This is a genomic window from Pseudomonas sp. FEN (assembly GCF_904067045.1).
In the GTDB taxonomy this organism is placed as follows: Bacteria; Pseudomonadota; Gammaproteobacteria; order Pseudomonadales; family Pseudomonadaceae; genus Aquipseudomonas.
Genome location: NZ_CAJFDC010000007.1, coordinates 94,414 through 114,419, shown reverse-complemented (window position 1 = coordinate 114,419; position 20,006 = coordinate 94,414). Strand labels below are relative to the sequence as shown.

The 20,006-nt window shown below is 63.4% G+C and carries 15 protein-coding genes; 12 read left to right on the top strand and 3 right to left on the bottom strand.

Annotated features, from left to right (window positions below):
• Positions 1-143: 143 nt before the first annotated feature.
• The 9 genes from bcsQ to PFEN_RS06365 are packed head-to-tail and all read left to right on the top strand — an operon-like array spanning position 144 to position 14,866.
• The gene (bcsQ, locus tag PFEN_RS06405) at positions 144-1,274 is read left to right on the top strand and encodes a cellulose biosynthesis protein BcsQ (protein WP_191486073.1); all 1,131 of its coding nucleotides are present in this window, start codon (positions 144-146) and stop codon (positions 1,272-1,274) included.
• Positions 1,271-3,532, top strand: a complete 2,262-nt coding sequence (gene bcsA / locus PFEN_RS06400) for a UDP-forming cellulose synthase catalytic subunit (RefSeq protein ID WP_191486072.1) — start codon at positions 1,271-1,273, stop codon at positions 3,530-3,532. The genes bcsQ and bcsA overlap by 4 nt, the downstream gene beginning before the upstream one ends.
• Positions 3,529-5,835 (top strand): cellulose biosynthesis cyclic di-GMP-binding regulatory protein BcsB, encoded by a 2,307-nt coding sequence (bcsB, locus tag PFEN_RS06395; RefSeq protein WP_191486071.1) that lies wholly within the window; start codon positions 3,529-3,531, stop codon positions 5,833-5,835. Before bcsA ends, bcsB begins: the two co-directional genes overlap by 4 nt.
• A complete protein-coding gene (gene bcsZ, locus PFEN_RS06390; protein ID WP_191486070.1) occupies positions 5,832-7,016 on the top strand; it encodes a cellulose synthase complex periplasmic endoglucanase BcsZ in 1,185 nt (394 codons plus the stop codon). The genes bcsB and bcsZ overlap by 4 nt, the downstream gene beginning before the upstream one ends.
• Positions 6,998-10,906: a cellulose biosynthesis protein BcsC gene (locus PFEN_RS06385; protein ID WP_191486069.1), complete on the top strand. Its 3,909-nt coding sequence runs from the start codon at positions 6,998-7,000 to the stop codon at positions 10,904-10,906. Before bcsZ ends, PFEN_RS06385 begins: the two co-directional genes overlap by 19 nt.
• Positions 10,907-10,925: 19 nt before the next feature.
• Positions 10,926-11,612, top strand: coding sequence for an SGNH/GDSL hydrolase family protein (locus PFEN_RS06380; RefSeq protein ID WP_191486068.1), 687 nt, complete (start codon positions 10,926-10,928; stop codon positions 11,610-11,612).
• The gene (locus PFEN_RS06375) at positions 11,609-12,286 is read left to right on the top strand and encodes a cell division protein FtsQ (RefSeq protein ID WP_191486067.1); all 678 of its coding nucleotides are present in this window, start codon (positions 11,609-11,611) and stop codon (positions 12,284-12,286) included. Before PFEN_RS06380 ends, PFEN_RS06375 begins: the two co-directional genes overlap by 4 nt.
• A gap of 19 nt (positions 12,287-12,305) precedes the next feature.
• Positions 12,306-13,721: an MBOAT family O-acyltransferase gene (locus PFEN_RS06370; RefSeq protein WP_191486066.1), complete on the top strand. Its 1,416-nt coding sequence runs from the start codon at positions 12,306-12,308 to the stop codon at positions 13,719-13,721.
• A complete protein-coding gene (locus tag PFEN_RS06365) occupies positions 13,721-14,866 on the top strand; it encodes an alginate O-acetyltransferase AlgX-related protein (RefSeq protein WP_191486065.1) in 1,146 nt (381 codons plus the stop codon). The genes PFEN_RS06370 and PFEN_RS06365 overlap by 1 nt, the downstream gene beginning before the upstream one ends.
• Positions 14,867-15,049: 183 nt before the next feature.
• On the opposite strand, the gene PFEN_RS06360 is transcribed toward PFEN_RS06365, so the two are convergent.
• From PFEN_RS06360 to PFEN_RS06350, 3 genes are all read right to left on the bottom strand, one after another.
• On the bottom strand, positions 15,050-16,450 hold the full coding sequence (locus PFEN_RS06360; RefSeq protein ID WP_191486064.1) for an amino acid permease: 1,401 nt from the start codon (positions 16,448-16,450) through the stop codon (positions 15,050-15,052).
• Between the two features lie 223 nt (positions 16,451-16,673).
• Positions 16,674-16,910 (bottom strand): hypothetical protein, encoded by a 237-nt coding sequence (locus PFEN_RS06355; RefSeq protein WP_191486063.1) that lies wholly within the window; start codon positions 16,908-16,910, stop codon positions 16,674-16,676.
• Positions 16,900-17,688, bottom strand: coding sequence for a VacJ family lipoprotein (locus PFEN_RS06350; RefSeq protein WP_191486062.1), 789 nt, complete (start codon positions 17,686-17,688; stop codon positions 16,900-16,902). Before PFEN_RS06350 ends, PFEN_RS06355 begins: the two co-directional genes overlap by 11 nt.
• A 26-nt stretch (positions 17,689-17,714) precedes the next feature.
• On the opposite strand from PFEN_RS06350, the gene PFEN_RS30975 reads away from it, so the two are divergent.
• The 3 genes from PFEN_RS30975 to PFEN_RS06340 are packed head-to-tail and all read left to right on the top strand — an operon-like array spanning position 17,715 to position 19,906.
• The gene (locus PFEN_RS30975) at positions 17,715-17,849 is read left to right on the top strand and encodes a hypothetical protein (RefSeq protein WP_263596594.1); all 135 of its coding nucleotides are present in this window, start codon (positions 17,715-17,717) and stop codon (positions 17,847-17,849) included.
• A 9-nt stretch (positions 17,850-17,858) separates the two neighbouring features.
• The gene (locus tag PFEN_RS06345) at positions 17,859-18,569 is read left to right on the top strand and encodes a response regulator (RefSeq protein ID WP_191486061.1); all 711 of its coding nucleotides are present in this window, start codon (positions 17,859-17,861) and stop codon (positions 18,567-18,569) included.
• Positions 18,566-19,906 (top strand): sensor histidine kinase, encoded by a 1,341-nt coding sequence (locus PFEN_RS06340; RefSeq protein ID WP_191486060.1) that lies wholly within the window; start codon positions 18,566-18,568, stop codon positions 19,904-19,906. The genes PFEN_RS06345 and PFEN_RS06340 overlap by 4 nt, the downstream gene beginning before the upstream one ends.
• The last annotated feature ends 100 nt before the right edge of the window (positions 19,907-20,006 follow it).

The window sequence follows — 20,006 nt, the reverse complement described above, 5'->3', positions numbered from 1 at the left end:
GACAACAAAATAATGGCGCTATCATATTGATACTGCGTGGGGAGGAAGCAATTCAGGAGTCGTGGGCAATGGAATGCACTGCTAAGCATGTACTTGTCCCCTAGTATTCGAATTGAACCTTAATTGTGCGAAGGGATGCCTACATGCACCGCTCAGATGACATTGCGAATCTGTTCAGTCGATTTGGGGGGAGTGTCGAGAGCTATCGGGAAATCGAACCCAGCTATGACTACATCGAAGAGGTTGTGGCACCGTACAACCTTGGCTTGAACACGACCCCGCCAATGTCCGAAATCCCGGCGCCAGAGCCGCTGGCTGTGAGCCTCGACCCGCAGCCGACAACGCTCGTTGCTGCCGAGCCCTTGAGTGTCATCGCTTCGCCCTCCTTGGTGCACGCCGGTTCCACGCCGCTGAGCCGGTTGTTGGTTGAAATCAAGCAACAGCGCGGCGGCGTTTCTGCTGAACTCCCCGTTGAGCCGGCGGTCCCCCGGCTCAAGGCCAAGGTCATTGTCGTCGTTTCGGCCAAGGGCGGGGTGGGCAAGAGCACCCTGGTTGCCGCCTTGGCCTGTGCGATCAAACGTTCTGGCGGGCGCACGCTCGCGCTCGACCTGGATCCGCAAAACGCCTTGTGCCTGCACTTGGGCGGCAGCGAAGACTGGCCGGGCATCGCCGAGTCCGACAGCGCCGACGACTCCTGGCAAGCGCTGATCCGCAAAGGTTTTGCCGGTAGTCGGTGCCTGGCGTATGGCGTGGCCGGCGAGCCGCTGCGTCGAGCCCTGGAACAACGCTTGGAAAACGATCATCTCTGGTTGGCCCGCCAACTGGCGCGGCTTGCGTTGGATGAACAGGACACGGTAGTCATCGACACCCCGCCAGGGGCGACGGTATACCTGGCACAGGCGCTGGAAATCGCCGACGTGGTGCTCGGGGTGACCCTGGCCGATGCGGCGGCCTACACCAGCCTCAACCAGTTGGACCGGTTGTTGGCGCCCTATCTGCAACGAGAAAACTGCGCGCAGTACAAAGTCGTAATCAACCAGTTGGACACGTCCCGCCAGTTCAGCCTCGATCTCTGTGAAGTGCTGAAAAAAAGAACAGGACATCAACTGATGGGGGTGATCCGCCAGGATCATTTCATCAGCGAAGCCTTGGCATACGGTCGTAATCCGCTGGCGCACACCCCAAGCACCCGAGGCTGCCAGGACGTCCTCGACCTCACAGGTTCGCTGTGCGAACTGCTCATGTACGGTACGCAAGAGTCCTCTTTGTCATGACCCGCGATCCAAACCCCACGTCCCATCTCCCGGGGCGCTCCGAACTGCGCCTCAATGCTTGGCTGGAACGCTTCAATCAATGGCCGGGCCTGCTGCGCAAGTCGCTGATCCTGCTCGGTTCGCTGGTGGGCGGGCTGTTGCTGCTCAGCATCGTCAGCGCCCCGCTGGACCTTTACAGCCAATGCCTGTTTGCCGCGCTGTGCTTCGGTCTGGCCTTGCTGGTCAAGCGCATGCCGGGACGCTGGCCGATCCTGCTGCTGATCGTCACCTCGCTGATTGCCTCGCTGCGTTACATGTACTGGCGCCTGACCGAGACTCTCGGCTTCGAAGGCTGGCTGGACATGGCCTTCGGCTATGGCCTGGTGCTGGCGGAGATCTACGCCCTGGTGGTGCTGATTTTCGGTTATGTGCAGACCGCCTGGCCTTTGCGCCGTCAACCGGTGCTGCTCACCGCCGACCCCCGCGACTGGCCGACGGTGGATGTGTTCATCCCCACCTACAACGAAGCCCTGAGCATCGTCAAACTGAGTATCTTCGCCGCCCAGGCGATGGACTGGCCCAAGGAAAAGCTGCGGGTGCATGTGCTGGACGATGGCCGCCGCGACGAGTTTCGCGCGTTTTGCCAGAGCATCGGCGTCAACTACATCACCCGTGCCGACAATGCCCACGCCAAGGCCGGCAATCTCAATGCCGCGCTCAAGGTGACCGATGGCGAGTACATCGCCATGTTCGACGCCGACCATGTGCCAACCCGCTCCTTCCTGCAGATCGGCATGGGCTGGTTCCTCAAGGACCCCAAGCTGGCGATGTTGCAGACACCGCACTTTTTCTTTTCGCCGGACCCGTTCGAGAAGAACCTCAAGACCTTCCGCGCCGTGCCCAACGAAGGCGAGCTGTTCTACGGGCTGGTGCAAGATGGCAACGACCTGTGGAACGCCACCTTCTTCTGCGGCTCTTGCGCCATCCTGCGGCGTCAGCCGCTGGAAGAAATCGGCGGCGTGGCGATTGAGACCGTCACCGAGGATGCCCATACCGCCCTCAAGCTTAACCGCGAGGGCTATAACACCGCGTACCTGGCGATCCCCCAGGCCGCGGGCCTGGCCACCGAAAGCCTGTCGCGGCATATCAGCCAGCGTATCCGCTGGGCCCGGGGCATGGCGCAGATTTTTCGCCTGGACAACCCGCTGGTGGGCAAGGGGCTCAAGCTCGGCCAACGGATTTGCTACGCCAACGCCATGCTGCACTTTTTCTATGGCTTGCCGCGCCTGGTGTTCCTCACCGCGCCGCTGGCGTACTTGATCTTCGGGGCGCAGATCTTCCATGCCTCGGCCCTGATGATCACAGCCTATGTGCTGCCGCATCTGTTCCATTCGAACCTGACCAACTCCTGTATCCAGGGGCGTTTCCGCCATTCGTTCTGGAACGAGGTCTACGAGACGGTGCTGGCCTGGTACATCATGCCGCCGGTGCTGATGGCGCTGATCAAACCTGGCTTCGGTGGTTTCAATGTCACCGACAAGGGCGGGATCATCGACCAGCAGTTCTTCGACTGGAAGCTGGCCCGGCCCTATATCGTCCTGCTGGTGTTGAACCTGACCGGACTGGGCTTTGCCATCCACCAATGGATCTTCGGCGATCCCGCCACCGCGATCACGGTGCTGATCAACGCCCTCTGGACCCTCTACAACTTGATTATCACCAGCGCCGCCGTGGCGGTGGCCAGTGAGTCGCGGCAGATCCGCGCCGAGCCGCGGGTGAGCGCCGAGTTGCCGGTCAAGGTCGATCTGCCCGATGGCACGCCGGTGTATGGCGTGACCCAGGACTTCTCCCAGCGCGGACTTGGCATCAAGTTGCCGCCGGGAACCACGCTCGCCGCGGGTGAGCGGATGCGGGTGACGCTGTTCCGCAACTCCGCGACCTGCGAGTTCAACACCACGGTGGTGTTCAGCAAGGGCCAGTACCTGGGGGCGCTGTTTGATCCGTTGACCCTGCGCCAGCAAAGCGAACTGGTGCGCATGACGTTTTCCCGCGCCGATACCTGGGCCACCAGTTGGGGTAGCGGCAAGCTCGATACACCGTTGTCGGCCCTGCGCGAGGTCAGCGCCATTGGCCTGGCCGGCCTGGGGACGCTGATCAAGGCGCTGCTGCTGCCCGTGCGTCAGCCCCCGACCGATCAACCGGCGTCTGCCCGCCCAGCCCAACCGGCCAGAAAAAACGCTCCTTTGAAACCGCTCGCATCTCTTATGGACAAGTCATGACCCACACACCTTTGACCCGCAGCGCCTTGCGCAGTACTCGTCGTCCGCTCATGCTCCTGGCCTCATCGGCACTGTGCCTGGGCGGCCTAGTCCATAACGCCTGGGCCGAGACCGCCGCGGTGCTGCCCGTGGTGCCGGCCAATGTCGCGGCACAGCCGCCGGTCGGCGCTTACAGCCATAGTCTGACCCTCAAGCAATTGGGGCGCCTGGACACCATGAACTTGCAGGGCGTGGAAGCGTCGGACAGCGTCAGCTTCAACATCCGCGCCGACGAGGTGGTCAACGGTGCGCAGTTGCTGCTGCGCTACAGCTATTCGCCGGCGTTGCTGGCCGATCTGTCGCAGATCAACGTACTGGTCAACGATGAAGTGGCCGCCAGCCTGGCGTTGCCCAAGGACGGTGCCGGCAAGCCGCAAGAGCAGGTGGTGAATATCCCGGCACACCTGATCACCGAGTTCAACCGTCTGCGCCTGCAATTCATCGGGCACTACACCATGCAGTGCGAGGATCCTCAGCACAGCAGCCTGTGGGCCAAGATCAACAACAATTCGCAACTCGAACTCAACGTGTCGCCGATCCAGCTCAAGGACGACCTGTCGATCCTGCCGCTGCCGTTTTTCGATCGTCGCGATTCGCTTCCACTGAACCTGCCGTTCGTGTTTGCCAAGGCGCCGGATCATGCCGCCCTGGAAGGCGCCGGTGCGCTGTCGTCGTGGCTGGGCGGCCTGGCGGCCTATCGCGGTGCCAGCTTCACCAGCAACGTCGGGCAGTTGCCGGACAAGGGCAACGCCGTGGTCCTGGTCGAGAGCAAGGAGGCCGTGCAACTGGGCGGACTGGCTATTCCCGCGCCGAAGGGCGCGACGGTCACCCTCGTGACCCATCCCGGCGACCCCCACGGCAAGATCCTGATCGTCGCCGGTCGCGATGCCGCCGAACTCAAGCTCGCGGCTTCGGCCGTGGCGTTGGGCAGCAAGGCGCTGGTGGGCAACAGCGTGGTCATCGACCATCTGGATTCGCTGATCCCACGCAAGCCTTACGACGCTCCAAACTGGCTGCCCTCCGATCGGCCAGTCAAACTCGGCGAACTGCTCGACCCCAAGCTGCTCAGTGTCTCCGGTTACAACCCGGGTTCCATCAGCGTGCCGTTGCGCCTGCCGCCGGACATGTTCAACTGGCGCGAGGAAGGTGTTCGGCTGAACCTGAAATACCGCTACACACCGCAGCAGGACTCGAGCAACTCTTCTTTGCTGGTGAGCCTGAACAACACCTTCATGAAGTCGATGCCTTTGCCATCGATGAAGAGCCTGGGCGGTGGCGAAAATTTGCTGACGCTGTTGCAGAAGGATGAAAGCCTGCCCCGCGAATCCACCGTGCGCATCCCCCTGGGTACCGCTGGCGCGCAGTCGCAATTGCAACTGCGGTTCATGTTCGACTACGTCAAGCAGGGCGAATGCCGCGACATCATCATCGACAACATGCGCGGCCTGGTCGATCCGGATTCGACCCTCGACCTGAGCGGCTACAACCACTACATCGCCTTGCCGAATCTGGGCGTGTTCAACGACAGCGGCTTCCCGTTCACCCGCCTGGCCGACCTCTCGCAGAGTGCCGTGGTCCTGCCCGACGGCAGCGGGCCGGCGGAGTGGGGCGCCTACCTGACCGTGCTCGGGCGCTTCGGCGAGTCCACCGGCTACCCGGCCACGGCCGTGCAGGTAGTCAGCGCCGCGGATGTGCAGTCGGTCAGTGACAAAGACTTGCTGGTGCTGGCCTCGGGCGACAACCAGCCTTTGCTCAAGCAGTGGATCGATCGTTTGCCGGCTGGCGTCTCGGGTGAAAACCATCGCTTCTCATTGTCCGACCTGACCTTGCGCGTACGTCAGTGGGTCAGCCCGGACCCGGCGGCGAACCAGCGTAAACCGACCTTGAGTGTGAGCTATACCGGCCCTCGGACCAGCACTTACCTGGCTGGTTTCGAATCGCCGCTCAAGCCCGGTCGCAGTGTGGTGGTGATTGCCAGCGGCCGGCCCGAAGGGTTGGCCGAGGCCACGGCCGCGATGATCGGCGGCGACGCCTACAAGGACAGCCTCCAGGGCAGTCTGGCGGTGGTGCAGGGCACGCAGATCAGCTCGCTGGTGGCCGACGAGCAGTATTACGTCGGTGAGCTGAACCTGTTCAAGCGCGTGCAATGGCTGCTGTCGCAGAACATGCTCTGGATGCTGCTGGTGACCGTGCTCGGGCTGTTGCTGATTGCCAGCTTGCTGTTCCTGTTCCTGCGGGCCCGTGCGAAGAAGCGTCTGTCATGATCTTGCGAAAAATGTTCTTGTCCCTGGCGGTGCTGCTGGTGCCGCTGGCCGCCCGGGCCGAGTCCTGCTCGTTGCAGAACTGGCCGCTGTGGAAAAACTATGCCGAGCGTTTCGTGCAGAAGGACGGGCGCATGCTCGGATCGAGCATGGACCCCAACCAGAGCAGTTCGGAAGGCCAGGCCTATGGGATGTTCTTCGCCCTGGTCGGCAATGATCCGCTGACCTTCGATGTACTGTGGCGCTGGACCCGCGACAACATGGCCGGCGCCAATATCGCGCAGAACCTGCCCGGCTGGCTGTGGGGCCCGAAGAGCACCGGCACCTGGGGCGTGCTCGACAGCAACTCCGCCAGCGACGCCGACCTCTGGATTGCCTACTCGCTGCTGGAGGCCGACCGCCTGTGGCACAAGCCCGAGTACCGCGGCGATGCCCAGCGGATGCTCGCCAACCTGGACAAGACCCTGGTGCGCAACATCCCCGGCCTGGGCAAGATGTTGCTGCCCGGACCGGTCGGCTATGAGCACCCGGACCAGCTCTGGCGCTTCAACGCCAGCTACACGCCGATCCCGTTGCTGCGTCGCTTCAGCCAGGAGAGCCCGTCCGGCGCCTGGAAGGAGATCGCCGAAAGCACCGCGAAAATGATCGCCGACAAAAATATGAACCGTTTCGGCTTCGTGCCCGATTGGGTCGGTTACCGCGCCACGGACGTCAACAAGGGCATGTTCGTGGTCGACAAGTTCACCTCGGCCCAGGGCAGCTATGATGCCATCCGCACCTACCTGTGGGCCGGCCTGACCTCGCCCGCCGACCCGCTGGCCAAGCCGATCCTCGACAACCTCGATGGCATGGCCCAGTCCGTCGCGTCCACCGGCGTGCCGCCGGAAAAGGTCCAGGTGCTCACCGGCGTCACCGAGGGCGTCGGCCCTTACGGTTTCTCCGCGTCCCTGGTGCCTTACCTGCGGGCCAAGAACCTTCCGTTGTTGGCGGACCAGCAGCAGCGCATCGTCGACGAGGCCATCGCGCGCTATGGCAACCCCGCTGATCCCGCCTACAACCAGCCTCAGTATTACCACGTGATGTTGAGCCTGTTTTCACTGGGCTGGAGCGAAAAACGTTATCAGTTCAACAAGGACGGTACCTTGAAAGTGTCCTGGGAGGCTCCATGCGCCAGCAAACTCTAGCCCTGGCGGTGTTCGCCGCGCTGTTCGCGATGCCCGGCCTGGCCGCCGAAACCGGCACCCCGCAATCGCTGCTGATCCAGCAAGGTTACTACTGGCAGGCCAAGGAGCATCCCGACCGGGCCGCCGAAGCCTGGAGCAAGCTGTTGAGCCTGTCCCCCGAGCAACCCGACGCGCTCTATGGCCTGGGCCTGATCGACCTGCAACGCAAGCGTCTGGACGGCGCCCGCCAGTATCTGGCCCGTTTGCAGGCGATCAAACCGCTGCCGCGCCTGGCCTTGCAACTGGAGCAGGACATTGCCCTGAGCCCGGACGACAAGCAGCAACTGCTGGAAAAGGCCCGCGAACTGAGCGACGCCGACCAGCGCGACAAGGCCGTGGCGGTGTATCGGCAACTGCTCGACGGACGCCAGCCGCAAGGCCTGATCGCCCGTGAGTATTACAACACCCTGGGTTTTGCCAGCGGTGGCTGGCCCGAGGCTCGTACCGGGCTGGAGCGGCTGCGTCGGGAACGTCCCGACGACGCGATTCTCGACCTGTTCCTGGCCCTGCACCTGGCGCGCAACCCCGACAGTCGCCCGGAAGGCATTCGTGCCCTGGCGCGGCTGTCGCATAACCCGGACATCGGCGGCAACGCCGATGAGACCTGGCGTTTCGCCTTGCAGTGGCTGGGCCCGCCGTCCCGCGATCAGGTGTCGTTGTTCCAGCAGTATTTGCAGGCGCACCCGAACGACGGCGAGATCCGTGCGTTGATGGACAAAGGCATTGCCCAGGGCCGTGGCGGTGCCGGCTGGCAGCGCGATCCGCTGGTGGCCCGCGGTCTCAAGGCGATTGATGCCGGCGACCTGGGCGGTGCCGAGCAGGCCTTGCAGGCCCGTCTCAAGGAACGCCCCAACGACTACGATGCCCTCGGCGGCCTGGGCATCGTGCGCCAGCAACAGAAGCGCCTGGGCGAGGCCGAAAACTATCTGGCGCAGGCCACCCGCCTGCCGGGCGGCGCGCAGTGGAACGCGGCCCTCGAGGATGTGCGCTACTGGATCCTGCTGGACAAGGCCGGCGAGGCCCAGCGCAGTGGTCGCCAGGCCCAGGCCCGTGAACTGATCGAACAGGCGATCGCCAAGAACCCCGCCGAGCCGGCCGGCCCCACGGCCCTGGCCAACTGGCAGGCCCAGGCCGGGCAACTGGACGCCGCCGAGGCCGGTTACCGGCAGGTGCTGGCGCGCACGACAAACTACCCGGAGGCCCTCGCCGGTTTGATCAACGTGCTGTCCCGGGCCGGCAAATCCGACGAGGCCTTGCGCCTGATCGACGGGCTGTCGGCGGCGGAGCAGGCGCGCCTGGCCCCCAGCGTGAAGATTCGCGCCCTGCGCGCCATCCAGATGGCCAAGCTGGCTGAGCGGCGTGGTGATCTGGCGGCGGCGCAAAAGGCCTACAAGGAAGCCCTCGCCGAGGACCCGAAAAACCCCTGGAGCCGTTTCGCCCTGGCGCGTGTCTACCTGCGTGACGGCAAGACCCAGGTGGCCCGTGACCTGATCGACGAACTGCTCAAGCAACAACCCGATCAGCCCGACGCGCTTTACACCAGCACCTTGCTCTCGGCCGAACTGGGTGAGTGGAGCAAGGCCCAGCGCACCTTGTCGCGGATTCCGCCGGCCAAGCGCAGCGCTGATATGAATGAGATGGAACTGGATATCCGCCTGCATATCCAGACCGAGCTGGCGGTGGACGTGGCCCGCCGGGGCCAGCGCCAGGAAGCCTGGGCGCTGCTGGCGCGCAGCGAGCCCCTGGCCGGACAGAAACCCGAGCGGGTTGCGGTCCTGGCGACGGCTTATGCCGAGGCCGGCAACCCGCAGCAGGCCGTGAGCCTGATGCGTCAGGTGCTCGACCGCTCGCCGTCGACCCCCGACCTGCAGTTGCTTTATGCCGGTGTGCTGCTCAAGGCCGACCAGGATGCCCAGGCCAGCGATATCCTGCGTGACTTGCAGGGCAAGCCGATGAACGAAACCGCCAGCAAGCGCTATGAAGACCTGTTGTTCCTCTACCGGGTCAAGCAGGCTGATGAGTTGCGCGAAAAGAACGACCTGGTGGCGGCCTTCGACATGCTCTCGCCGGCCCTCAAGCAGCGCCCCAATGACAGTCAGGCGGTGTCTTCGCTGGCGCGCATGTATGCCGCCAGCGGCAATACGCAAAAGGCCCGGGAGCTGTATGAACCGCTGATCAAGGCCGACCCGGGCAATGCGAAACTGCAGTTGGGCCTGGCTGATGTGGCCCTGCAAGGACGCGATTTCGACCTGGCCGAGCAAGCGGTGAAAAAAGCCCTTGAACTGGAACCTGGAGTGCCGCAAACCCTGACGGCCTCGGCACGGATCTATCGTGGCATGGGCAAGACCGGCGAGGCCGGCAAACTGCTGCGCAAGGCCATCGAGATCGAAGACAGCCAGCGGCAGGACATCTATGTGGCGGCGGCCCCGCAAGGTCCGGCGCAGTCGGCCAACCCCTTTGTCGGTTTGCCCGGCCAGCGCCGGCAGGCAACCGTCCTGGCCTCGGCGAACCTGGTTCCGCCGCCGATCAATGCCTCTGTCGGCCTGGGTTCCGGCCTGGGCAGCGGGGACAGCGAGGCGATACCCGCGGCGGTCGAGCGCAGGAACGGCGTGGCCGCGGCGACGAATGCCGCGGCCAATCCGTTCGGCAATCCCTACGCCCGGGACAATGGCCCGCGTACGGACCTGAGCCCGGCGCAACTGGCCTTGAACGAGATCGTCGAAGACCGCAGCGGCTATGTCGTCCAGGGCCTCACCGTGCGCAGCAACAACGGCGAGAAAGGTCTGAGCAAGCTGACGGACATCGAAACCCCGTTTGAAGTCAGCGTGCCGGTGGGCGATAACAGCGCCAGCATGGCACTGCAGATTACCCCTGTGGCGCTGTCTTCCGGCAGCCCTGGCGATTCCGCCCAGGCACGTTTCGGTGCCAGTGGCCTGGACCCGGTGGGTTCGCAGAACGCCAACGGCGTCGGTGTAGCGGTGGCCTACCGGGACAAGGACCAAGGCCTCAAGGCCGACCTCGGCGTCAGTCCGCTGGGCTTCATCTACAGCACGCCGATTGGCGGTGTCAGCCTCAACCGGCCCTTCGACGGTAACTCCGATTACCGCTATGGCGTGACGGTTTCGCGCCGGGCGGTGACTGACAGCCTGACGTCCTTTGCCGGCTCCCGCGATCCACGCACCGGCGACAAGTGGGGTGGCGTCACCGCCAACGGCGTGCGCGGCGAACTGAGCTACGATGACCAGCAAGTCGGCGCCTACGGCTACGGCTCGGCGCACAAGCTGTTGGGCAACAACGTCGAGTCGAACAATCGCTTCGAACTGGGCAGCGGGATCTACTGGTATCTGCGCAATGCCCCCGACAGCATCCTCACCTTGGGCCTGAGCGGTTCGGCGCTGAGCTATGCCAACAACCAGGACTTCTACACCTACGGCCATGGCGGTTACTTCAGCCCGCAGACCTTCTTCGCCCTGGGCGTGCCGATCAGTTGGTCGCAACGCACCGAACGCTTCACCTACCGGATCAAAGGTTCGGTGGGGGTCCAGCATATCGGCCAGGACAGCGCCGAGGTCTTCCCCACCAGCAGCGACAGCACCTTGCAGGCTCGGGCCACGGCGGCCGGGCTGAGCGGCTACGGCAGCGAGAACAAGACTGGTATCGGCTACAGCCTCAACGCCGCGGGCGAATACAAGTTCGGTTCGAACTTCTTCCTTGGTGGCACGCTGGGCATGGACAATGCCAGCGATTACCGGCAGCTCAGCGGCGGCCTGTACCTGCGCTACACCTTCGAGGATATGACCGGGCCGATGGCCTTGCCCGTCAGCCCTTTCGGCTCCCCTTATTCGAATTGATGCAACGAGGAAAAGATTCATGGCTTCTTCCGTACTCGCAGGTTTGACCTTGCTCGTGATTGGCGAAAGCCACATGAGTTTCCCCGATTCGTTGATGAACCCGCTCTACGACAATCTGACTCAGCAAGGCGCCCAGGTTCACGCCATCGGTGCCTGCGGCGCCAACCCGGCGGACTGGGTCACGCCCAAGCTGAAACTCGATTGCGGGGCGATTCGCGAGCCGGGCGAAAAGATCAAGGTGATGAGTCGCGGCACCCTTGACACACAACCGATCAAGGATGTGATCGCCAAGGATAAACCGGACCTGGTGGTGTTGATCATGGGAGACACCATGGCCTCCTATAAGACCACGCCGTTTCCCAAGGTCTGGGCTTACCAGAGCGTCACCGCGCTGACCAAGCAGATCGCCGACAGCGGCGCCAAGTGCGTGTGGGTGGGGCCGGCATGGGGCAAGGCCAACGGCAGCAACACCAACGAGAACCAGTACGGCAAGAATCAGGTCCGTACCCAGTTGGTCGCGGGGACCCTGGCCAATATGGTCGCGCCGTGCACCTATATCGACTCGACGAAGTTCTCCAAGCCCGGTGAGTGGACCACCTCCGACGGCCAGCACTTCACCATCGCCGGCTACAAGTCCTGGGCGGCGGCCATCGGTAAATCATTGAACGAACTGCCCGCGACAGCGGTGAAAGGAGCAGCCAAGTGAAACGGATTTTCAACGGTGTTGGCGCCCTGGCCGGCCTGGCCCTGAGTGCCAGCGCGTTCAGCGGCCCCATTGCCCTGTATCCCACCGGTCCTTCCCAGGACTCGGCCTACCTGCGCTTCGTCAATGCCGGCGACACGGCCCTGGAACTGACGCCGGAAGGCGCGACCAGCAGCCTGAAGCTGGAGAAAGGCCAGGCGGTCAGCGGTTTTATCCCGGTGTCCGGTGGCCGGCCGATCAAAGGCACCTTGAGCCGTGACGGCAAAAGCGTGCCACTGGACGTCAAGGTGACCGCGGGCGATTTCGCCACGGTGTTCGCCCTGACTGATGCGAAGCAAGGTATTCGGCAAATGCTGGTCAGCGAAGCCTTCGATATTCCCAACCAGCTCAAGGCCTCGCTGGCGCTGTTCGATGCCGACTCCGGTTGCGTCAATGCCCGGGTCAACCTGGCCGGGCGCGATGTCGACCTGTTCCAGAAGGCCCCCCCTGGCAACCCCCGGCGCCAGGAGCTGAATCCACGGGCATCGCTGGCGGTCCAGTTGGTCTGCGCGGGCAAACCGGTGGGGGCGGCGATCGAGCTCGGCGCATTGGAGGCGAACAAGCGCTACAGTTTGTTATTGCTGCCTTCGTCGACGGGGCCGCGCCTGATTACCGCCACGGATAGCTTGTCCAACTGAATCGGAAGCACCCGTCGCCATGGTCTTCGCCTCGCTTGAATTTCTGACGCTGTTCCTGCCTGCGTTTCTGTTGGTCTATGCCATGGCCAGACCGGGCTGGCGTAACGTCATCCTGTTGATCGGCAGTTGGCTGTTCTATGGCTGGCTGAGCCCGTTGTTCCTGTTCCTGCACATGCTGCTGACCCTGCTGGCCTGGATCGGCGGCTTGCTGGTGGACCGCTCGCGGGAGGATTCGCGGGGGCGGATGCGCTTGTTGATCGCCCTGATCGTGATCAACACCGCGGTGCTGTGCTGGTACAAGTACGCGAACATCCTCGCCGCGACCTGGAACCAGTTGATCACCTATTACGGCGCCATGCCCATGGCCTGGCAGCGCGTGGCCTTGCCGGCGGGGCTGTCGTTCATTGTCCTGCAGGCGATTTCCTATCTGGTGGACGTGCATCGGCATGTGGTGCCGGTGGAGCGTAGCTTTATCAACTACGCCACCTACATTTCCATGTTCGGTCATTCGATTGCCGGGCCCATCATTCGTTATGACTGGGTCCGTCGCGAACTGAACCAGCGCTATTTCAACTGGCTGAATTTCTCCCTGGGCGCGCGCCGGTTCATGATCGGCCTGTGCATGAAAGTGCTGGTGGCCGATACCTTGTCGCCGCTGGTGGACGTGGCGTTTCACCTGGACAACCCGTCCTTCGTCGACGCCTGGATCGGTTGCCTGGCGTATTCGCTGCAACTGTTCTTCGACTTCGCCGGCTACAGCTCCATGGCCATCGGCCTGGGGCTGATGCTGGGCTTTCACTTTCCGGAAAACTTCAACCGGCCGTACCTGGCCTACAGCATCCAGGACTTCTGGCGGCGCTGGCACCTGTCGTTATCCAGTTGGTTGCGCGACTACCTGTACATCGCCCTGGGCGGTAACCGCAAAGGCGTGTGGAAAACCTATCGCAACCTGTTCCTGACCATGGCCATCGCCGGGCTCTGGCATGGCGGCGACAGCTGGAATTATCTGCTCTGGGGCTCGGCTCATGGCGTGGCGTTGTGCGTTGATCGGGCCTGGTCGCGCTCCAGCCTGCCGGGGTTGCCGCTGTGGGCCTGCCATGTCGCCACCTTGTTGTTCGTGTGCCTGGCCTGGACGCTGTTCCGTTCACCGGACTTCGCCACGGCCCTGAGTATGTATGGCGGCCAGTTCGGCCAGCACGGCTTTGCCCTGGGCGACGCGCTGGCCGTGACCCTGCGTCCGGTGCACGGGCTGGCGGCGTTGCTGGGGCTGCTGTGCATCCTCGCACCGCTGTTGCAGACCCGTGTGGAAAGACGATTCGCAAGCAACGAGCTGTTCGCGTTGCTTGCGGCCCTTTGGCCCGTGCTCGGGTTCATGCTGTCGTTCGCTCTGATCGCCAGCCGTGAAGCCGTGCCCTTTCTGTACTTTCAATTCTGATGACCCAGCCAACGCAATCACCGTCCGTTGCCCCCACGCCCCCTAGCGCGCTGGCGGTGCGCGTCAGTCCCCTGGCCGGCGTGATATTCACACTGTTCCTGGCGCTGGGGGCCTTGTCCTGCGCCTGGTTGATGATCAAGGGAGCGATCGAGTTCGTGCCCAAGGTGGTGACGGCGGACATGCTCCTGCATGGCGAGATCACCCACCGTTTCGCCAAAACGCTGTCGGATGCGCCCCTGCCCAAACAGGTCGCCGACCTGGAGCGCGGCGGCAGTTGGCTGACCTTCGGCGATCTTGGCGCACGGGTGCGCGAAGGCTGCCCGGACTGGCTGTTCCTGACCGACGAGTTGCGCTTCAACCGCAACGCGGCGGCCAATGCGCAAGCCAAGGCGCAGGCGGTGCTCGATCTGCGCCAGGCGTTGAACAAGCGGGGTATTGAGCTGCTGGTGGCGGTGGTCCCGGACAAGAGCCGCATCGTCGCGGCGCAGTTGTGTTCGCTCAGGCGCCCGGCTTCATTTCAACCACGGGTTGCCAGCTGGCTGGCCGGGTTGCAAGGCGCGGGCGTGGCGGCGGTGGATCTGACGCCGAGCTTGCAGACGCTGGGCGAGGGCGCTTTCCTGCGCACCGACACCCACTGGAGCGAGGCTGGGGCCCGGGCGGCGGCGGGGCGGATTGCCGAGGCGGTCGCGGCTTTGAAGTTCAGCGCGACACCGCGCAAGCGCTATGAACTGAGTACGCAAGCCAGTGCCGTGCGCCCGGGTGACCTGGTACGACTGGCGGGGATCGACTGGTTGCCGTTGGCCTTGCAACCCAAGGCCGAGAGCGTGGCGGCGACGCAGGTCAAGGAGCGGGCTGACGAGGCGACGGGTGAGAATCTTGATGATCTGTTTGGCGATGATAACTTGCCGAACACTGCGTTGATCGGTACGTCGTTTTCGCGCAACTCGAATTTTGTCGGTTTCCTGGAGGCGGCAGTGGGCGCGCCAGTGGGTAATTTCGCCAAGGATGGTGGAGAGTTTTCCGGGGCGGCGAAAGCTTACTTCGACAGCCCGGCGTTCAAGCAGACAGCGCCGAAGTTGCTGATCTGGGAGATCCCGGAGCGCGACCTGCAGACGCCGTATGACGGCAATGTGCGTTTGCCTTGAACGGGGGATGACGGTGGGCAGATAGACCGTGTCGCCCCGGTCCGCCCGAGAACACCGGGTTGTTCACCTTGCTGCGCTCGGCGGCCCCATCGCCGTGCCCCTGTGGAGCTGGCTTGCCAGCGATGAACGTCAACGATAACGCGGGGAGTCTGACTCCCCGCGGTGTTCCCGGAAGCTCATTCTTCAGCTAACCGTCCGAACCCGGCCCTTGGCCAGTCGCAGCCGGTACAACCCATAAATGAACAGCACCCACACCGGCATCACATACACCGAGACACTGATCCCCGGAATCATCAGCATCACGCCCAGGATCAGCGCGACGAAGGCCAGGCACAGGTAGTTGCTGAACGGCGTCCAGAACGCCTTGAAGCCCGGTACCACGCCTTGCTGTTCCATGGCCTTGCGGAACTTCAGGTGGGTCAGGCTGATCACGATCCAATTGATGATCAATGAAGCCACCACCAGCGCCATCAACAGCTCCAGCGCTTCATGCGGCGCCACGTAATTGATCACCACACACAGCAAGGTAACCAGCGCCGAGACGCCGATGGCCCGCACCGGCACGCCTTGCTTGTTCAGTTTCGTCAACGATTTGGGCGCATCGCCTTGCTCGGCCAGGCCGAACAACATGCGGCTGTTGCAGTACACGCCGCTGTTGTAGACCGACAGGGCGGCGGTCAGCACCACCACGTTGAGGATCTGCGCCGCCGTGTCGCTGCCGATCAGGGCGAAGATCTGCACGAACGGGCTGCCGCTGTAGGCGTCGCCGGAAGCGCCGAGGGTGGTCAGCAACTGGTCCCACGGATACAGCGACAACAGCACGGTGAGCGCGCCGACGTAGAAGATCAGTATCCGCAATACCACCTGGTTGATCGCCTTGGGGATCACCTTGCGCGGCTCGCTGGCCTCGGCGGCGGTGATGCCCACCAGCTCCAGGCCACCGAAGGAAAACATGATAAAGCACAGCGCCATCAGCAGGCCGCTGAAACCATTGGGGAAGAAACCACCGTGACTCCACAGGTTGCTGACCGAGGCTTGCGGGCCGCCGGTACCGCTGATCAGCAGGTAGCATCCGAGGGCGATCATGCCGATGATCGCCACCACCTTGATGATCGCGAACCAGAACTCGGTTTCGCCGAACACCTTGACGTTGCTCAGGTTGAGCAGGTTGACCAGTACGAAGAACACCGCCGCGCTGACCCAGGACGGTATTTCCGGCCACCAGAACTGCACGTACTTGCCGACGGCCGTGAGCTCGGCCATGCCCACCAGCACGTAGAGCACCCAGTAGTTCCAGCCGCAGAGAAAACCCGCGTAGCCGCCCCAGTATTTATGGGCAAAATGGCTGAACGAGCCGGCCACCGGCTCTTCGACGATCATCTCGCCGAGCTGGCGCATGATCAGGAATGCGATGAAACCACAGATCGCATAGCCGAGAATCATCGCCGGGCCCGCGGACTTGAGTACCCCGGCAGAGCCCAGGAACAGCCCGGTGCCAATGGCTCCACCCAGGGAAATCAGCTGGATATGGCGGTTTTTCAGGCCGCGCTTGAGCAAACCCGGTGTCAGGTTTTCACCCGTCATTGCTTCACCTTCTCTAGTTTTTCTTCTCGGTGTCGACCTGAGCGGGCCAGGCGTGCAACCGGTACTGAATGCTCGACATAAGCGGCGTGGATATTAAATCCCGAAGGTGCGGGGCTCAAGCATTACGCGGGTTCGAGGGGGAAATAGAGAAGAAGCTGTAGGAGCGGGGCAGGCCTCGCGGAGGCCGGGTTCACACGTCGAGGCCGATGGGAAGGGCGCCAGGTCAGGCGCCGTGCTCCGCCCGTTGGACCAGCCAGCGCAGTGCATCGTCCATCGGCACCTGGTAATGCCGTTCGACCGATTGCGAACCCTGGGGGCTGTAATGCTCGGTATAACGGCTGAGGATCAGGTGGCGTCGGTCCTCTGATAGCCGCAGGCTGACTTCATGGCAGAACAGGTCGCTGCCGGCGGGTTTGCTCAGCCGTTGCTCGAGGATCAAGGCCCGCTGTTCAGAAACCATCCTGGGCGGCTCCCTGGCAGCGGTCTTTTTCCGGCTGGGTGCTGCCCTGCTTGCCTTCCTGGACGAAAGCCGCGCGATGTTCGGCGACCACGTTACGCAGTGCGCTGTAGTAGTCCGGCAGTTTTTGCAGGCTGTCGGTGAGTGGCAGCAGTTCGGCGCGCTGGTCGATCACTCCGCCGACCAGGTTGACCGTCGCCAGGGTCTCGACAGTGTCGCTGTTGCTGCCGAAGGGGTTGAAGGCCAGGCCGAGCACGCGTCCGGCGGCGTCGCGGGCGTTGCCGGTGCCCAGCAGCGGCAGTTCGACGATGGGACCGTTGCCGATGCCCCAGACGCCAAAGGTCTGGCCGAAGTCGGCGGTGTGGCGGGGGATGCCCATCCGATCCGAGACGTCGAACAGCCCCACCACGCCGAGGGTGGTGTTTACGGTAAAGCGGCCCACGGTAGTGGCCGAACGCTTCAGGTTGCCTTGCAGCAGGTCGTTGACAAAGACCTTGGGTTCGCCAAAGTTGCTGGTGAAGTTATGCACACCCTGCTGGAAAACATTCGGCAGGTAGCGATAGCCCCGGGCCACGGGCGCCAGGGCATAGTCGTCGAGCGCCTTGTTGAAGGCGAAAATCCCCCGGTTGACCCGCTGGGCCGGGTCGAACACCGGATAGTCGACTTGCGCGCAACTGGCGCTCGCCGGCGGGGTCTGGCTGCTGCAGCCAGCCAGGTACGAAACGGTCAGCAACAGCGCGGCGTGACGGAACATGGCGGGCGAACACTTGAGCGGCGGCATGGGCAAGCAATCTCTGCGGAATAAGGATGGCTGATGCTGGCAGCCGCGCCTTGCGCAAAGATGTCTGCTTTATTGCCGCGCCGACGGTTTGTTACCGCGTTGAAATATATGACGAAGCGCGGCGAATGGTTTTAGATGGGGCTCTTTCCAACTTCGAGTGATGGCCGCCGGTGAGCAGTCTGTTGATCGTGGACGACGACCTCGAGGTCCTTGCCCTGCTGAAGAAATTTTTTGTGCTGCATGGTTATACGGTAGAAGTCGCCGCCGATGGCGCGGCGTTGTGGGCCGCGGTGGAGCGCCAGGCCCCGGACCTGATCATCCTCGACCTGATGCTGCCCGGGGAGAACGGCCTGATGCTGTGCCAGCGCCTGCGCCGGCAGTACGCGACCCCGGTGATCATGCTGACCGCCATGGGCGAGTTGAGCGATCGGGTGGTGGGCCTGGAAATGGGCGCCGACGATTACCTGGGCAAACCCTTCGATGCCCGCGAATTGCTGGCGCGGGTCCGGGCGGTGTTGCGCCGGGCCGGGGAAAGCCGGCCGTTGAGCGGTGAAGTGCCGCGCCCGCTGATCCGCTTTGCCGACTGGCAACTGGACCTGACCCGACGCGAACTGCGCTCGCCGGACCAGGTGATGATCCCGTTGTCGGCGGGGGAGTTCGATCTGCTGCTGGTGTTTGTCGAGCATCCCCAGCGCATCCTTACCCGCGAGCAACTGCTGGACCTGGCCCGCGGGCACAGCCATGACGCGTTCGACCGCAGCATCGACGTCCAGGTCAGCCGCCTGCGGCGCAAGCTGGAGTTCGACACCAAGCGCCCGGCGATGATTCGCACGGTGCGTAATGGCGGTTATCTGTTCACCCCTGACGTGACGCGCCAATGACTCGCTTCGGCGCCGGGCGTTATCGTCCCAGGGACACGGTGGCGCGCTGGATCGCCCTGACCGTACTGATGGCCATGTTGACGGCGCTGGCGTTCAATGCGCTGTTCGTCAAGCTGGCCGGTGTCTGGGCCTATCCGCCCCTGAGCGAGACCGGTCTACTGGAAAAGATCATCTCCATCAGCCGTGTGCTCGAAGCGTCCGAGTCCGGGCAGCGTGGCCGTTTGGCCGCGGTGGTCAGTGAGCCGGATATATTGGTGGCTTGGTACACCGATTATCATGACATCGTCCTGCCGAAAATCGTCAAGACGCCTCACGGCGAGGAAGCTCAGGCCATACGCCGGGCGCTCAATATGTCGAATCGCCGGCTCGAGACCTATGAACCTGCCGATTCGGATGGGCGTTACGGGGTGCTGATTCAACTGACCGACGGTACCTGGCTGGAGTTTTCCACCGCATCGCGGAGTTGGGGGCTGGATGAGGGGCCACGCCGACTGATAGTGATCGTGCTGGTGTTGCTCTCCACCGCAGTGGTCACCTTGATTGCGACCCGCCGCCTGGCTCGACCGCTGCAGCAATTCGCCCAGGGCGCGCGGCGTTTTGGCGTCGACTTCCGGGCCCCGCCGGTGGAGCCGGTCGGGCCCCATGAAATCCGTCAGGCGATCCTCGCCTTCAACGCCATGCAGGCCCAGTTGCAGCACTTCATCAAGGACCGCACGCAGATGCTCGCGGCCATCTCCCATGACCTGCGCACGCCCTTGACCCGCATGCGTCTGCGCGGTGAGTTCATCGAGGATGAGGAGCAACAGCAGCGATTGTTCCGGGATGTCGATGAAATGCAGGCGATGATCAACTCCGCACTGGAATTCTTCCGCGACGATGCGCGGCTGGAGGAAGCGACCTCCTTCGACCTGGCGGAGTTGCTGCAAACCCTGGTGGACGATTATCGCGACCTGGGGATTGAGGTCGATTTCGCGGGGCCGTCCAGGTGGGTGTACTTCGGGCGGCCGCTGGGGCTAAAGCGGGTTGTCGGCAACTTGCTGGACAATGCGATCAAGTACGGCAGCGAGCCATCGATCGTGTTGGAGTCGGATTCGGAGCGACTGCTGATCCGCGTGCAGGATCGTGGGCCGGGTATTGCAGCGGATTGCCTTGAACGGGTGTTTGAAGCGTTCTTTCGGTTGGAGAGTTCGCGCAACAAAAGCACCGGTGGCGTCGGACTGGGCTTGTCGGCGGCGCGGGCGATTGTGCTGGAGCAGGGCGGCACGCTGACCCTGAGCAACCGGGCGGGTGGCGGGTTGGTCGCGCTGGTGGTGCTGCCGTTTCAGGGCGGCTTGTAGGCAGCGTCCGGGCGGCCTGCTTGTCATCGAGCCGGGGGGAGTGAAGTTGTTGGAACTTCACAGGCCACTAAAGAGCGTACTGTAAGTTTAGGGACGATCA